This is a genomic window from Bradyrhizobium tunisiense (assembly GCF_042263385.1).
Taxonomy (GTDB): Bacteria; Pseudomonadota; Alphaproteobacteria; order Rhizobiales; family Xanthobacteraceae; genus Bradyrhizobium; species Bradyrhizobium tunisiense.
This window is the reverse complement of sequence record NZ_JBHLEV010000001.1, coordinates 1,558,259-1,573,634: the sequence shown is the minus strand read 5'-3', so window position 1 is coordinate 1,573,634 and position 15,376 is coordinate 1,558,259. Positions and strand designations below refer to the sequence as shown.

15 protein-coding genes are annotated in these 15,376 nt (G+C 65.5%); 13 read left to right on the top strand and 2 right to left on the bottom strand.

Annotated features, from left to right (window positions below; all coding sequences use genetic code 11):
• Nucleotides 1-109: 109 nt before the first annotated feature.
• The 3 genes from ACFDR6_RS07400 (at nucleotide 110) to ACFDR6_RS07390 (ending at nucleotide 3,602) form a co-directional block, all read left to right on the top strand.
• Entirely contained in the window at nucleotides 110-592 is a 483-nt protein-coding gene (locus ACFDR6_RS07400) for a MaoC family dehydratase (RefSeq protein ID WP_212081969.1), read from the top strand.
• Nucleotides 593-677: 85 nt separating this feature from the next.
• Nucleotides 678-1,718, top strand: coding sequence for a GTPase ObgE (gene obgE / locus ACFDR6_RS07395; protein WP_375857877.1), 1,041 nt, complete (start codon nucleotides 678-680; stop codon nucleotides 1,716-1,718).
• 249 nt (nucleotides 1,719-1,967) lie between these two features.
• Entirely contained in the window at nucleotides 1,968-3,602 is a 1,635-nt protein-coding gene (locus ACFDR6_RS07390; RefSeq protein WP_375857876.1) for an alkaline phosphatase family protein, read from the top strand.
• A gap of 253 nt (nucleotides 3,603-3,855) precedes the next feature.
• On the opposite strand, the gene ACFDR6_RS07385 is transcribed toward ACFDR6_RS07390, so the two are convergent.
• Nucleotides 3,856-4,845: a Bug family tripartite tricarboxylate transporter substrate binding protein gene (locus ACFDR6_RS07385; RefSeq protein WP_375857875.1), complete on the bottom strand. Its 990-nt coding sequence runs from the start codon at nucleotides 4,843-4,845 to the stop codon at nucleotides 3,856-3,858.
• Nucleotides 4,846-5,037: 192 nt separating this feature from the next.
• Here ACFDR6_RS07385 and proB point away from each other — a divergent pair, with 192 nt between their 5' ends.
• The 10 genes from proB to ACFDR6_RS07335 all read left to right on the top strand — a co-directional run bounded on the left by proB (nucleotide 5,038) and on the right by ACFDR6_RS07335 (nucleotide 14,703).
• Entirely contained in the window at nucleotides 5,038-6,159 is a 1,122-nt protein-coding gene (proB, locus tag ACFDR6_RS07380) for a glutamate 5-kinase (RefSeq protein ID WP_212081984.1), read from the top strand.
• A gap of 141 nt (nucleotides 6,160-6,300) precedes the next feature.
• Nucleotides 6,301-7,608: a glutamate-5-semialdehyde dehydrogenase gene (locus ACFDR6_RS07375; RefSeq protein WP_375857874.1), complete on the top strand. Its 1,308-nt coding sequence runs from the start codon at nucleotides 6,301-6,303 to the stop codon at nucleotides 7,606-7,608.
• 19 nt (nucleotides 7,609-7,627) lie between these two features.
• Nucleotides 7,628-8,272 carry a nicotinate-nucleotide adenylyltransferase gene (locus ACFDR6_RS07370; protein ID WP_375857873.1) on the top strand — a complete coding sequence of 215 codons (645 nt, stop codon included), beginning with the start codon at nucleotides 7,628-7,630 and terminating at the stop codon, nucleotides 8,270-8,272.
• Between the two features lie 216 nt (nucleotides 8,273-8,488).
• A complete protein-coding gene (gene rsfS / locus ACFDR6_RS07365; protein WP_027515020.1) occupies nucleotides 8,489-8,845 on the top strand; it encodes a ribosome silencing factor in 357 nt (118 codons plus the stop codon).
• Nucleotides 8,846-8,939: 94 nt separating this feature from the next.
• A complete protein-coding gene (rlmH, locus tag ACFDR6_RS07360; protein ID WP_375857872.1) occupies nucleotides 8,940-9,422 on the top strand; it encodes a 23S rRNA (pseudouridine(1915)-N(3))-methyltransferase RlmH in 483 nt (160 codons plus the stop codon).
• Nucleotides 9,423-9,452: 30 nt separating this feature from the next.
• The gene (locus tag ACFDR6_RS07355; protein WP_375857871.1) at nucleotides 9,453-10,799 is read left to right on the top strand and encodes a murein hydrolase activator EnvC family protein; all 1,347 of its coding nucleotides are present in this window, start codon (nucleotides 9,453-9,455) and stop codon (nucleotides 10,797-10,799) included.
• Nucleotides 10,796-12,154, top strand: a complete 1,359-nt coding sequence (locus ACFDR6_RS07350; protein WP_212081995.1) for a S41 family peptidase — start codon at nucleotides 10,796-10,798, stop codon at nucleotides 12,152-12,154. The genes ACFDR6_RS07355 and ACFDR6_RS07350 overlap by 4 nt, the downstream gene beginning before the upstream one ends.
• A gap of 180 nt (nucleotides 12,155-12,334) precedes the next feature.
• The gene (locus ACFDR6_RS07345; RefSeq protein ID WP_375857870.1) at nucleotides 12,335-13,561 is read left to right on the top strand and encodes a divergent polysaccharide deacetylase family protein; all 1,227 of its coding nucleotides are present in this window, start codon (nucleotides 12,335-12,337) and stop codon (nucleotides 13,559-13,561) included.
• Between the two features lie 73 nt (nucleotides 13,562-13,634).
• Nucleotides 13,635-14,141 (top strand): RNA pyrophosphohydrolase, encoded by a 507-nt coding sequence (locus tag ACFDR6_RS07340; protein WP_212081999.1) that lies wholly within the window; start codon nucleotides 13,635-13,637, stop codon nucleotides 14,139-14,141.
• Between the two features lie 61 nt (nucleotides 14,142-14,202).
• On the top strand, nucleotides 14,203-14,703 hold the full coding sequence (locus ACFDR6_RS07335) for an RNA pyrophosphohydrolase (RefSeq protein WP_317241896.1): 501 nt from the start codon (nucleotides 14,203-14,205) through the stop codon (nucleotides 14,701-14,703).
• A 254-nt stretch (nucleotides 14,704-14,957) separates the two neighbouring features.
• Here ACFDR6_RS07335 and ACFDR6_RS07330 read toward each other — a convergent pair whose 3' ends face one another.
• Complete coding sequence (locus tag ACFDR6_RS07330; protein WP_375857869.1) at nucleotides 14,958-15,365, bottom strand: F0F1 ATP synthase subunit epsilon; 408 nt, start codon at nucleotides 15,363-15,365, stop codon at nucleotides 14,958-14,960.
• Nucleotides 15,366-15,376 lie beyond the last annotated feature (11 nt).

Here is a 15,376-nt window from a genome sequence, read left to right as displayed (position 1 = left end):
TTTAATGACGTGGGCGCGCTGGACAAGCCCGCAACGCCGAATTGAACGGATTGTCGCACTCTTCGCATCGCGGTAGCGATAGAGCCGCACCGACAAAAGAGCTTTTGACATGACTGATTTCGATCCGGCCCGGCACCGCATGATCCCCACGCAACGCTGGTTTGAGGATTTCGTCGTCGGCGAACGCTTCGTGCTGCCGAGCCGGACCCAGACCTCGGCGATCTTCGCGGCGTTCCAGACTGCGAGCGGCGATACCCATCCCGTGCACTACGATCTGGAATATTGCCGCAGCCGCGGCATGCCGCATCTGCTCGCCCACGGCTTCCAGACCCTGATCCACACCGCGCCGGGCGCCGGCCTGTTTCCGTTCATGGTCGAGGAGTCGCTGGTCGGCTTCCTCGAGCAATCGAGCCGGTTTCTCAAACCTGTTTTCGCCGACGACACCCTCTATCCGGCGCTCGAGGTCACCGAGCTCGTGCCGGGCCGTACCACCGGCGTGGTGACGCTGGGCAGCACGATATTCAACCAGCGCAGGGAGCTGGTGCTGGACGGCCTGCAGAAATTCCTGATCCGGCGGCGGCCGGAAGGTTAAGCAACGGGCGAAATCGCGAGAAATTCGGCCGATTTGCGGGTCCATCCGGGTTGCCGCGCGGGGACGGCTGGCCTACCTTTGGCCCATGAAATTCCTCGACGAAGCAAAGGTCTATATCCGCTCCGGTGACGGCGGGAACGGCTGCGTGGCGTTCCGCCGCGAGAAGTTCATCGAATTCGGCGGCCCGTCCGGCGGCAATGGCGGCCGCGGCGGCAACGTCATCATTGAGGTCGCCGACGGCCTCAACACGCTGATCGACTACCGCTACCAGCAGCACTTCAAGGCCCAGAAGGGCGAGAACGGCTCAGGCTCGGACCGCCACGGCGCCAACGGCAAGAACATCGTGCTGAAGGTTCCCCTGGGCACGCAGATCTTCGACGAGGACCGCGAGACGCTGATCCACGACTTCACTGAGGTCGGCGAGAAGTTCGTGCTGGCCGAGGGCGGCAATGGCGGCTTCGGCAACGCGCATTTCAAGACCTCGACCAACCGCGCGCCGCGCAACGCCAATCCCGGCCAGACCGGCGAAGAGCGCTGGATCTGGCTGAGGCTGAAGCTGATCGCCGACGCCGGCCTCGTCGGCATGCCCAATGCCGGCAAGTCGACCTTCCTGTCCAAGGTCAGTGCGGCGCGGCCGAAGATCGCCGACTATCCCTTCACCACGCTGCATCCGCAACTCGGCGTCGTGAACGCCGACGGCCGTGAGTTCGTGCTCGCCGACATTCCCGGCCTGATCGAGGGCGCGCATGAAGGCACCGGTCTCGGCGATCGCTTCCTCGGCCATGTCGAGCGCTGCCGCGTGCTGCTGCATCTCGTCGACGCCACCTGCGAGCATGCGGGGAAGGCCTACAAGACGGTGCGCAAGGAGCTCGATGCCTATGGCGGGCTCTTGACCGACAAGATCGAGATCGTCGCGCTGAACAAGATCGACGCGGTCGAGCCGGACGAATTGAAGAAGCAGAAGGAGCGGCTGAAGCGTGCGGCCAAGAAGACCCCGCTGCTGCTGTCCGGTATCACCGGCCAAGGCGTCAAGGAAGCCTTGCGCGCGCTCGTCGAGGTGATCGGCGAGGCCCCGGTGTCGGCCAAGGCGAAGAGCGCGGCCGAGGCGGAGCCCTGGTCGGCGTAGGCTCATTGTCGTCCCTGCCTAGTGCGCAATTGCGCACGGGGCGCAGGGACCCATACCTCGTGATCTCTCGATTGCGGATGGCCGCAGTACCGAACTGCGAATCTTCGCCAAACTAATCCTTGGGGTTATGGGTCCCTGCGTTCGCAGGGACGACAGCGGTGCGTGCGGCTGGGGCATGCACCTCACCGGCTTGCCTTCGCGCCCTCGATATCGCAGCATCAAACAATCAAGAAAATGCAGGGATGACGCATGGCGCGCGCGAAGAACGTTCTCTGGATCATGTGCGACCAGCTTCGCTATGATTATCTCGGCTGCACCGGCCATCCCACGCTGAAGACGCCGAACATCGACGCCATGGCCAAGCGCGGCGTGCTGTTCAGCAAGGCCTATGTGCAATCGCCGATCTGCGGGCCGTCGCGGATGTCGTTCTACACCGGCCGCTATATGCGCTCGCACGGCTCGCACTGGAACGGCTGGCCGCTGCGCGTCGGCGAGCCCACGCTCGGCGATCACCTCAAGAAGATCGGCGTGCGCAACGTGCTGGTCGGCAAGACTCACATGGCCCCTGATATCGAAGGCATGAAGGCACTCGGCATTTCCCCGGAATCCGTCATCGGCGTGCACGTCGCCGAATGCGGCTTTGAACCTTACGAGCGCGACGACGGCCTGCATCCGACCGGCCGGCCCCGGCCGAAATACGACGACTATCTGCGTAAGCACGGTTTTGAAGCCACCAATCCCTGGGAGCATTGGGCCAATTCAGGCGCGGCGGTAGACGGTAGCTTGCAGAACGGCTGGCTGCTGGTGCATGCCGACAAGGCGGCGCGCGTGCCGGACGAGCATTCCGAGACGCCCTATATGACGCGGCGCGCCATGGACTTCATCAGCGAAGCCGAGACCGACGGCCGGCCGTGGTGCCTGCATCTGTCCTACATCAAGCCGCATTGGCCCTATATCGCGCCAGAGCCTTACGCCAGCATGTATTCCACCAATGACATGATTCCGGTGATCCGCTCGATGCGCGAGCGGCAGAATCCGCATCCGGTGTTCGGCGCGTACATGGACATGCGCTACTCCCGCAACATGGCGCGCGATGAGGCCCGCGAGAAGGTGATCCCGACCTATATGGGCCTGATCACGCAGATCGACGACCAGATGGGCGTGCTGATGAAATTCCTGGAGGCGCGCGGCCTGCTGGACACCACGATGATCGTGTTCACCTCCGATCATGGCGACTATCTCGGCGATCACTGGATGGGCGAGAAGGATCTGTTCCACGAACAGTCGGCGAAGATCCCGCTGATCATCATCGACCCTTCGAAAGAAGCCGACGCGACGCGCGGCACGCGCAGCGATGCGCTGGTCGAGGCGATCGATCTTGCGCCGACCTTCGTCGATTATTTCGGCGGCAAGGTGCCGGGCCACATCCTCGAGGGACGCTCGCTGCTACCGCTGCTGCGCGGCTCCACACCGCCGGATTGGCGCAAGGTCGCGTTCTCCGAATACGACTACGCCATGCAGGACGTGCGGCTGAAGCTGAACCAGCCGATCGAGCGCTGCCGCCTGTTCATGGTGTTCGACGGCCGCTGGAAGTACATCCACGCCTCCGGCTTCCGGCCGATGCTGTACGATCTCGAGAACGATCCGGAAGAGTATCTGGATCGCGGCGACGATCCCGAATGCGCCGGCATCATCGCGCGGCTCCAGGCCGAGCTGTTCGACTGGGCGCTACATCCGAGCGGCCACATCACCACGCCGCGCGAGAAGATCGCGGCTTATGCGGACAACCAGCTCCAGGTGAAGAACGGCGTCCTGATCGGCATCTGGGATGAGAAAGAGCTCGCGGCGATCAAGGACGGGATCACGCAGCGCGGGAAGATGTAGACCCTCATGGTGAGGAGGCGCGCCAGCGCCGTCTCGAACCATGCGGGCCCCGCTGCGGCAGCCGGGCCTTTCATCCTTCGAGACGCCGCTACGCGGCTCCTCAGGATGAGGAAAAAGAGCGAGCGCGAAGCTCTCTCAGCTCGTCATGCCCGGGCTTGACCCGGGCATCCACGTCTTGCGTCGATCGCTGAAGCGCGTGGATGGGCGGGTCAGGCCCGGCCATGACGGCGGAGCATGACGCGCGGGCGGCGACTCAGTTCGTGATCTTGTAGCCCGTCGCCTTCACGATCGGCTGCCACAGCGCGATGTTCGCGGCGAGCTCCTTGGTCAATCCGTCCGGCGTCGAGCCGACCGGGATGAGACCAATCGCCGTCAGCTTCTCCTTCACCTCGGGCTTGGCGAGCGCGGCGCTCGCGGCCGCGCCGAGCTTGCTCGCAAACTCCGGCGGGCTGCCGGCGGGAAGCCACATGCCATACCAGGCATCGGCAACGAGATCGATGCCGCTCTCCTTCAGCGTCGGAACCTCGGGTGCGAACGGCGAACGTTCCGCACTGCTGACTCCGACGATCCTGACGCCCTTGGCGCGATGCTGAGGCAGCGCATCCGCCAATGTCACGATGCCGAACGAGAGATGGCCGCCGACGAGGTCGTTGAGGATCGGCGCGCTGCCGCGATAGGGCACGCGGGTCAGGGGGATGCCGAGTTCCTTCTCGAGCTTGGAGCCCATGAAGTGCGGAATGGTGCCGTTGCTCGGCACCCCGAACGAGGTCTTGTCCGGATGCGCCTTCAACCAGGCGACAAATCCCTTGAAATCCGTGGCGTCGATCGCCGGGCCGATCACGACGGCAAATTCGAACCGCGCCAGCAGCGACACCGGCATGAAGTCCTTGGCGGTGTCGAAGCTCGGCGTCGTCTCCACCATCGGCAGCAGATACATGGTCGGCCCCGTCGTCACCAGCACCATGCTGCCGTCGGGGCTAGCGCCCTTCACCGCCTTGATGCCGATCAGGCCGTCGCCGCCGGTGCGGTTCTCGACCACGATGGTCCGCTGCAGCGTTGGCGCCATCTCCTGCGCAATCAACCGACACAACGTGTCGCCGCCCGCGCCGGCCGCGAACGGGAAGATCATTTTGCTCAGTCCCGCCTGCGCTTGCGCGCCACCCGTTTGCGCCAGCAGCGGCAGGCCAAGAGATCCCGCAAGAGAGCCTCCAAGACATCCGGTCATGAATTTGCGGCGATCCATTCGTTTCCCCCTTTGGCCCATTTTTGGTTGGCATCAATTAGAACCAGAGCCGCGTCCACGACAAGGCCCACATTCGCCGTTTACCATCCGGCCCGCCTTGCGCCGGCCATCGTCCTGCTGCAAAAGCGGGCCTATCGGCGCCGCTGTCTCGCTCCGCCGTTTCCAATGCAGAGCAGATCGTCCAGGCGCACTATGGCCAGCCCCGAACTCAGTCAATTCCGCCGCATCGTCGTCAAGGTCGGCTCAGCGCTGCTGGTCGATTCCGACAGGGGCGAGGTGCGGGCGTCCTGGCTGGCGGCACTGGCGGACGACATGGCCAAGCTGCACCGCGAGGGCCGCGACGTTCTCGTCGTCTCCTCCGGCTCGATCGCGCTCGGCCGCAGCCGTCTCAAATTGCCGCGTGGTCCGCTGAAGCTGGAAGAGAGCCAGGCCGCTGCCGCGGTCGGCCAGATCGCGCTGGCGCGGATCTGGTCGGAGGTGCTCGGCGCCCACGGCATCGGCGCCGGGCAGATCCTGGTGACGCTGCAGGACACCGAGGAGCGCCGCCGCTATCTCAACGCCCGCTCCACCATCGGCAAGCTGCTGGAGTGGCGCGCCATCCCCGTGATCAACGAAAACGACACGGTGGCGACCAACGAGATCCGCTACGGCGACAACGATCGCCTCGCGGCGCGCGTCGCCACCATGGCGAGCGCCGACCTGCTGGTGCTGCTGTCCGACATCGACGGGCTCTACGATGCTCCGCCGAAGAACAACCCGGACGCCAAGCTGATTCCGGTGGTCGAGAGCATCTCCTCGGAGATCGAGGCCGTGGCGGGCGACGCCGAGTCCGAGCTGTCGCGCGGCGGCATGCGCACCAAGGTCGAGGCCGCCAAGATCGCGACGACAGGCGGCACGCATATGCTGATCGCCTCCGGCAAGATCGAGCATCCCCTGCAGGCGATCGCCGATGGCGGCCGCTGCACCTGGTTCCTGACGCCGGCCAACCCCATCACCTCGCGAAAACGCTGGATCGCGGGCACGCTGGAGCCGAAGGGCACGCTGACGATCGATGCCGGCGCCGTGACGGCGCTGCGCGCCGGCGCCAGCCTGCTCCCGGCCGGGGTGATCAAGGTCGAGGGCCAGTTCGCCCGCGGCGATGCCGTGATCGTGCGCGGCCCCGACGGCAGCGAGATCGGCCGCGGCCTGATCGCTTATGACGCCGAGGTCGCCGAGCGGATCAAGGGCCGCTCCTCCCCGGACGTGATGGCCATCCTCGGCATCAGCGGGCGGTCGGAGATGATCCACCGCGATGATCTGGTGGTGGGCGGGTAAGGCGCCCGCCTCCGTGACGCCGGGGCCGGTCCGTCGTCCGGGCCTCGTCCTACCCGACCGGGCCCCTGCCATACCCTCCCCGCCCTTCGCAAATGCGGGATTTCCGTGCTAGGACACCGCCTTAGCAGAAGGTTGAACCCCATGGCCGCCCCCCTCAAAGCCGTTGACGGCAACGCCGATCGGACCAGCGATCTCCTGGCGCTGATGACCGATCTCGGGACCCGTGCCCGCGCTGCCGCGCGCGTGCTGGCGCTGGCGCCGCCGGAGCAGAAGAACCGGGCGCTCGAGGCCATGGAGCGGGCGATCACCGCGAACGCTGCGGCGATTCTCGCCGCCAATGCCGAGGACGTCGCGGAGGCGCGCGCCTCCGGCAATGCCACCTCCGCCTTCATCGACCGCCTGACGCTGACGCCGGCGCGGGTCGAAGGCATGGCCGAAGGCATCGGCATCGTGCGCGGCATTGCCGACCCGATTGGCATCGTCACCGAGAGCTGGCAGCGGCCGAACGGCATGACGATCGAGCGCGTGCGCGTGCCGCTCGGCGTCGTCGGCGTGATCTTCGAGAGCCGGCCCAATGTCGCGGCGGATGCCGGCGTGCTGTGCCTGAAGTCGGGCAACGCCGTGATCCTGCGCGGCGGCTCCGACAGCTTCCGCTCGTGCCGCGCCATCCATGAATGCCTGGTGCAGGGCCTGCGCGAAGCCGGCCTGCCTGAAGCCGCGATCACGCTGGTCCCGACGCGCGACCGCGCGGCGGTCGGCATGATGCTGTCGGGATTGAACGGCGCCGTCGACGTGATCGTGCCCCGCGGCGGAAAAAGCCTCGTCGCACGCGTCGAGCAGGAAGCGCGCGTGCCCGTGTTCGCGCATCTCGAAGGCGTCAATCACGTCTATGTCGACGCCAGTGCCGACCTCGCCATGGCGAAGTCGATCGTGCTCAACGCCAAAATGCGCCGCACCGGCGTCTGCGGCGCGGCCGAGACGCTGCTGGTCGATCGCGCCGCTGCCGGCAAGAATCTGAAGCCGCTGGTCGAGATGCTGATCGAGGCCGGCTGCGAGGTGCGCGGCGACGATGCCGTCCAAAAGATCGATGCTCGCGTAAAGCCTGCGAGCGAAGATGATTGGGACACCGAATATCTCGACGCGATCATCGCGGCGAAGGTGGTGGACGGTGTCGATGGCGCGATCGCGCACATCCAGAACCACGGCTCGCACCACACCGATGCGATCGTGAGCGCGGATGAGGCGGCGGCGAACAAATTCCTGAGCGAGGTCGATTCCGCGATCGTGCTGCACAACGCCTCGACGCAGTTCGCCGATGGCGGCGAGTTCGGCTTCGGCGCCGAGATCGGCATCGCCACCGGCCGTTTCCACGCCCGCGGCCCTGTCGGCGCCGAGCAATTGACGAGCTTCAAATATCGCGTTCGCGGCACCGGGCAGACGCGGCCGTAAAGTCGCGGGGCGCGGGGCATTGAGCAACAATTTCGTCGCGCCACGTTTCTTCGCGCAGGCCATACCGACCCACACCTCGGGCATGCGCATCGGCCTGCTCGGCGGCTCGTTCAATCCGCCCCACCAGGCCCATCGCGCCATCAGCCAGTTCGCGCTGAAGCGCCTTCAGCTCGATCGCGTGTGGTGGTTGGTGACGCCAGGCAATCCGCTGAAGGAGAACGGCACGCTGCATGAGCTCGGCGAGCGCATGCACGCGGCGCGCGAAATTGCCGACGACCCGCGGATCGAGGTCAGCTGTCTCGAATCCGTCATTCGTACCCGCTATACTATCGACACGATCACCACCTTGCGCCGCCGCCTCTCGGGCTTGCGCTTTGTCTGGATCATGGGCGCCGACAACCTCGCTCAATTCCATCGTTGGCAGCACTGGCGGCGCATCGCCGGCCAGGTGCCGATGGCGGTCATCGATCGCCCGCCGCAGAGCTTTCGCGCCCTGGCCTCCCCGGCCGCCCAGGCACTCCGGCGGTACCGCCTGCCGGAGAACGAGGCAGCGCTGCTTGCGGATCGACCGGCGCCGGCCTGGGTCTTCCTGACGGGAATGAAGCTGAATCTCTCTTCAACCGGCTTACGGAACCCGGACGGAAGCTGGAAAGGTACGAAGTGAGTCAGACCGTGCGGACATGGAGGGGCCCCCCGGGGCTCTCTGGCATATTGAAACCCTTAACCCCACATGATGTAGTGTAACCAGTGAGCGCCGGATTCGGCGTTCGCGATACAGTGAAAGGAATGGTCCCTGACCACATCTGTATTGTCCAAGACAGAGTCTGTTTTACCCAAGGTTGCCAAGCCGGCGCGTAAAACATCGACCAAAGCTGCGGCCTTGAAGGCGCAACCCGACGCCGACAAGACGCTGAGCCTGATCCTCTCCCGCCTCGACGACATGAAGGCGGAAGAGACGGTCACCATCGACCTTCGCGGCAAATCGGCGTACTCCGACTACATGATCGTCACCACCGGCCGGGTGAACCGGCACGTCGGCGCGATCGCGGAAAACGTCGCCAAGGGCCTCAAGGAGAACGGCATCAAGAACATCCACGTCGAGGGCTTGCCCAATTGCGACTGGGTGTTGATCGATTCCGGCGACGTGATCGTGCACGTATTCCGACCCGAAGTCCGCGAGTTCTACAATCTCGAGCGATTGTACACGCAGGGCCCAGGGGCGGCGAAGGCGATCTAGGCTCATCGGGCCGATTTCGAATCGGCTGACGCGCATGCTAGCGTCGTGCGCGCGCTTATCGCGCGCGGTCTTAAAACACGGCTCCGAAGAATCCATGCGTGTGGCTGTCATTGCGGTGGGCCGGCTAAAGCAGGGCCCCGAACGGGAGCTTGCCGACCGCTATTTCGAGCGGTTCGACGAGGCCGGCCGCAAGCTCGGATTCCGCGAGCTCCTGGTCCACGAAATCCCCGAAAGCCGCGCGCGCGACACCGCGACGCGGATGGCTGAGGAGGCCGCGGCAATCTCGGTTCATATTCCGGAAAAATCGATCCTGGTGGCGCTCGACGAGCGCGGCCAGAATCTCGAGTCCACCGTATTCGCACGGCATCTCGGCCGCTGGCGCGATGAAGGTGCCGCACATACTATCTTCGTGATCGGAGGGGCGGACGGACTTTCGCCCGAATTGCGCCGTAAGGCCAAGCTCGCGATCGCGTTCGGCTCTGCGACCTGGCCGCACCAAATGGTCCGCGTCATGCTTCTGGAACAGCTTTACCGGGCCGCCACCATTCTGGCCGGCCACCCCTATCACCGCGCGTGATGCGCGCATAACGAGCACCTTGCCGACACGATGCGAGCGCCGCTCCTCAACCTGTTGCTGATCACGAGCGTCGCCGGCGCAAGCCTCGCGCAAGCGTATATAAGCCTTGCGCAAGCTCAGACGGCAAACCCGGCACAGCAAGCCGCAGCCGTCTCGCCCGATGCCATCAAGCAGCGCGAGCAGGAGCTGGAAGCCGCGCGCGCCAGGCAGAAGAGCGCGGAGGAAGCGCAGGCCAAGCTCAAGGCCGAGATCACCGCGCTCGGCCAGGACCGAACCCAGCTCAACCAGCAGCTGATCGACACCGCCGCCAATGTGCGCAGCGTGGAGAGCAAGATCGACGAGACCGAAGCACGGCTGCGCGCGCTGAACGGACGCGAGCAGGCGATGCGCGCATCGCTGGATTCGCGCCGCGCCGACATCGTGGAGGTGCTGGCGGCGCTGCAGCGGGCCGGGCGACGGACGCCGCCGGCGCTGCTGGTGCGGCCCGAAGATGCGCTGCAATCGCTGCGCACGGCGATGCTGCTCGGCGCCGTGGTGCCGGAGTTGCGTGGCCGCGCCGAAAAGATCGCAGGCGAGCTCGGCGAGCTCGTGGCCTTGCGCAAGTCCATCGCCACCGAGCGCGACCAGCTCGCCTCTGACCGCGACCGGGTCCGCAGCGACCAGACCCGGCTCACCGCCCTCGTCGACGAGCGGCAGCGCCAGCAGGCGGGGCGCGAAAAGGATCTCGACGCCGAGAACGCGCGCGCGATCATGCTTTCAAAGCAGGTCGGCGATCTCCAGGGCCTGATCACCAAGATGGAGCAGGACCTGCAAAGCGCCGCCAAGGCGGCCGAGAAGGCCGCCGAGGCGGCAAAGCTGGCCGAGGCCAAGGCGGCCGCCAGCGCCAAATCGGGCCCGGGCGCATTCAAGGACCGGTCCCGGACCACCCCCGCGATTGCCTTCGCCTCCGCCAAGGGCCTCCTGCCGCTTCCAGTTAACGGTAACAAGATTAGGGATTTTGGCGGTTCCGACGGGGTCGGCGGGGTCCAGAAGGGCATTTCGCTGGCGACCAAGCCCGGCTCCCAAGTCACAACGCCGTGTGACGGCTGGGTGGTCTATTCCGGCCCGTTCCGCAGCTATGGACAACTCTTGATCCTCAACGCCGGGGGCGGGTATCATGTCCTGATCGCCGGGATGGAGCGCATTTCGGTCAACATCGGACAGTTTGTGCTCACGGGGGAGCCGGTCGCGACCATGGGGTCGACCTCTCAGGTCGCTTCCATTCTCGCGACGAACGCGAGCCAACCTGTGCTGTATGTCGAGTTCCGTAAGGACGGCACTCCAATCGATCCAGGCCCATGGTGGGCCGCAAATGAAGGCGAGAAGGTTCGCGGATGATGCGCAAGACTTCAGTAATCCTCCTCAGCGCAGCCACCGGTGCGGCACTGACGCTGTTCGTGACGCAACCGCGCGCGGTGTTCATGGGTTCGAGCGCGCGAGCCGCCACCGCGGATACCTATCGCCAGCTCAATCTGTTCGGCGATGTCTTCGAGCGCGTGCGCTCCGACTATGTCGAGAAGCCCGACGACACCAAGCTGATCGAATCGGCCATCAGCGGCATGCTCACCGGCCTCGATCCGCATTCGAGCTACATGGACGCCAAGAGCTTCCGCGACATGCAGGTGCAGACCCGCGGTGAATTCGGCGGCCTCGGCATCGAGGTCACGATGGAAGACGGCCTCATCAAGGTGGTCTCGCCGATCGACGACACGCCGGCCTCGCGCGCCGGTGTCATGGCCAACGACATCATTACCAATCTCGACGACGAGGCGGTGCAGGGCCTGACCCTGAACCAGGCGGTCGAGAAGATGCGCGGCCCGGTCAACACCAAGATCAAGCTCAAGATCATCCGCAAGGGCCAGGACAATCCGATCGACGTCACGCTGGTGCGCGACAACATCCGCGTCCGCTCGGTGCGCGCGCGTGTCGAGCAGGACGATATCGCCTATATCCGCGTCACCACTTTCAACGAGCAGACCACCGAAGGCCTGAAGCGCGAGATCGGCAACCTCTCGAATCAGATCGGCGACAAGCTCAAGGGCTACATCATCGACCTCCGCAACAATCCGGGCGGCCTGCTCGAGGAAGCGGTCACTGTCTCCGACGCCTTCCTGGAGAAGGGCGAGATCGTCTCGACCCGCGGCCGCAATGCCGAGGAAACCCAGCGCCGCGCCGCGCATTCAGGTGACCTCACCAAGGGCAAGCCGGTCATCGTGCTGGTCAATGGCGGCTCGGCTTCGGCGTCGGAAATCGTCGCCGGCGCGCTGCAGGACCACAAGCGCGCGACCATCGTCGGCACGCGCTCGTTCGGCAAGGGTTCGGTGCAGACCATCATTCCGCTCGGAAGCGGCAATGGCGCGCTGCGTCTGACCACAGCGCGCTATTACACGCCGTCGGGCAAGTCGATCCAGGCCAAGGGCATCGTGCCCGACATCGAAGTGCTGCAGGACGTGCCGGACGAGTTGAAGTCGCGCACCGACACCAAGGGCGAAGCTTCGCTGCGCGGCCATCTCAAGAACGACGGCGACGAGAAGACCGGCTCGCAGTCCTACGTCCCGCCGGACGCCAAGGACGACAAGGCGCTCAAGCTCGCCGGCGACCTGCTGCACGGTATCAAGAACAGCGCATCCGCCGCGCCGGCCCCTGGCGGCGACAACAAGGCCACGACCGACAAGCCCAAGGCGGCGAACTAGGTCCTGGCGTCGTTAAGGTCTGAAGAGAAGGGCGGCTCCTGGAGCCGCCCTTTTTGCTTGGAACCCCTGGTTGCTTCGAACTCCTGGTTGCTTCGAACTCCTGGCATCCCCGGCCTATCCCGGCCTGCCGTCGCTTGACCCCGGCGTGGTATCGTCATCGCGAGTGATTCGGGATCGCGCATGACTGAAACGGCCGATGATCTGAGCGCCCCGCTCGGACAGGACAAGCCGCGCCGGAAACGCCGGCTGCGGCTGCCGTTCACGGCCATGCAGCTGTTCGCCATCCTGCTCGGCCTGTTCCTGGTTACCTTTGCCGGCTTCGCGATCTTCAACAAGGATCCGCTTGGCGGCGAGCCGATGACGCGGATCGCGATCAAGCCGACGGACAAGGCAGCGGACGAGAAACCCGCCGCCGCAGGCCACGGGTCGGACACCAAGCCAGAGGGCAAGCCCGAGACCAGCGAAGCGACGAAGCAGGCCCCTGCCGGGGAGCAGAAGACCATCACCATGATCGACGGCTCCACCGGCGCCCGCCACGACGTGGTCATCGGTGGCGAAGCCGCTGACAAGGGCGATGCCGCGGCGTCGGCGCCGCCGCCCGTCATGGCCGGGATCAATCCAAAACTGCTGGAGAAGTCACGCTACGGCATGATCCCGGTGGTCGCCGGCGACTTGAAGCCGTTCAACGTCTACGCGGCAGACGCCGACCGCGCCAAAGCCGCGAAGATGCCGGTGGTCGCCATCGTGATCGGCGGCCTCGGCGTCGGCGCCGCCAAGACCACCGACGCCATCATGAAGCTGCCGCCGGCGGTGACGCTGGCCTTCACGCCCTACGGCGCCGATCCCGGCAAGCTCGCCGAACGGGCCCGCGCGCAGCGGCACGAGATCTTCCTGCAGATCCCGATGGAGCCCTACGACTTCCCCGACAACGATCCGGGACCGCAGACGCTGCTGACCTCGCTCAGCGCCGACCAGAACATGGACCGCCTGTACTGGCATTTGAGCCGGATGCAGGGCTATGCCGGCATCGCCAATTTCATGGGCGCCCGCTTCATCGCGACGGAGCCGGCGATGCAGCCGATCATCCGCGAGGCGGCCAAGCGCGGCCTCGGCTTCTTCGACGACGGCTCCTCGCCCCGCAGCATCGCGCCCCAGGCCGCGGCGAACCAGGCCATGCCGTTCGGCAAGGGCGACATCGCGATCGACGTGGTGCCGACCCCGACCGAGATCGACCGCGCCCTGAACAAGCTCGAAACCGCGGCCCGCGAACGCGGCGCGGCGGTCGGGACGGCCTCCGCCCTGCCCGTCTCGATCGAGCGCATCGCCGCCTGGACCAAGACGTTGGGCGACCGGGGTATTCTTTTGGTGCCATTGACAACCGCGATGCTGAAATCAAAATCCAGCTAAAATCAACGGATTGGTAGGGCACGGGTCCTCGCGGGGCCATTGGCTACCGACAGCATGCGAGAGGTCTGGCGGAATGGCACGTTACGAGGATCTGCCCTACCGGACCTGCGTCGGCGTGATGCTGATCAACCCGAAAGGCCTGGTGTTCATCGGCCGCCGCGCCGGCGGCATCGAACATGTCGACGACACCCATGTCTGGCAGATGCCGCAAGGCGGCGTCGATCCCGGCGAAGACACCTGGGAGGCCGCCAAGCGCGAGCTCTATGAGGAGACCAGCGTGCGCTCGGTCGAGCGGCTCGGCGAGGTCCCGGACTGGCTCACTTACGACATTCCGCGCACCGTCGCCGGGCGCGCCTGGAAGGGCCGCTACCGCGGCCAGCGCCAGAAATGGTACGCGGTGCGCTTCACCGGCAAGGACAGCGAGATCAACGTCGAAAGGCCCGGCGGCGGCGGCCACAAGGCCGAGTTCATAAGCTGGCGCTGGGAGCCGATGCAGAATCTGACCGGGCTGATCATTCCCTTCAAGCGCCCGGTCTATGAGCGCGTGGTCGAGGAGTTTTCCGCACTGGCGGATCAATGAATCAATTGTCGCTCCGGGTTCGATGCTAAGGCATCTCCGGAATGACGATGAGGATGCTCGCGTGACGAACGAAAAACCCTACCGCCCCAACGTGGGGATTGCCCTCTTCAATGCCGATGGCCGCGTGCTGGTCGGCCACCGCTTCAAGGGCGACGGCCCCGAGATCATCCTGCCGGGGCTCGACTGGCAGATGCCGCAGGGCGGCGTCGACGAGGGCGAGAATCTGCGCGACGCCGCGATGCGCGAGCTGTGGGAAGAGACCAGCGTCGTCAGCGCCGACTATCTCGGCGAGACCGACTGGCTGACCTACGAATTCCCGCCTTACGACGGCCCGCAGACGCACCGGCTGGCGAAGTTTCGCGGGCAGCGCCAGAAATGGTTCGCGCTGCGCTTCACCGGCAAGGATGACGAGATCGACCCGCTGACGCCGCGCAACGACCAGCCCGCGGAGTTCGATGCCTGGCGCTGGGAACGTCTCGACCGCATAGCGGACATCGTGGTGCCGTTCCGGCGTGAGGTCTATCAGGCCGTGGCGCGAGAGTTTGCGGACTTCGGAAACTGACCTGCGAAAACAACCCCATGCACAGTAGAATGGGGCTGAAATCATTTGAGGATTTTCGTCGGAGATTTGCGCTCGAGGGACGCACCATTTCGCATTCCCTCCTTGCGGGCGCGCCCCGGAACAAAATCCGCAAGGGAGCCTGCCGCTATCGCACGCGTGGTGCAACAAAGTTCAGCGCCCGCCACGGTTGGTGACGAGCGCTGAACTTGTTCGGCAATTGATAGGCCCAAAGCCCCGGAGCGGTGCCCCGGGGCTTAGTGCATAGCCGTCGAGGTGAGCTGCTGCTGGATGCTCTTGAAGTGGTCGAGCCGCTCGATCGCCTGATCGAGCTCGCTGCCTTCGTGCTCCTTCAAGTCTTCTTCCATCTCCGCGACGGTCGCGGCGAACTGGATGCGGTCGAGCTCGGCCAGCGACGTCGCGACGTCGGCGAGCACGGTCAGGCCCTTTTCGGAGACTTCGGCGAGACCGCCGAGCACGATGATCTTCTCGTGGCGCCCGCCGGTGGTGATGGTGAGAATGCCGGGCCGGATCGCGGCCACGACCGGCGCATGCCCGGCCAGCACGCCGAAATCACCCTCGACGCCGGGGATGTCGACCTGATCGACCTCGCCCGAGAAGGCGAGCTTTTCCGGAGAGACGAGATCGAAATGGAAGGTGGCCATAAGAAACCTGC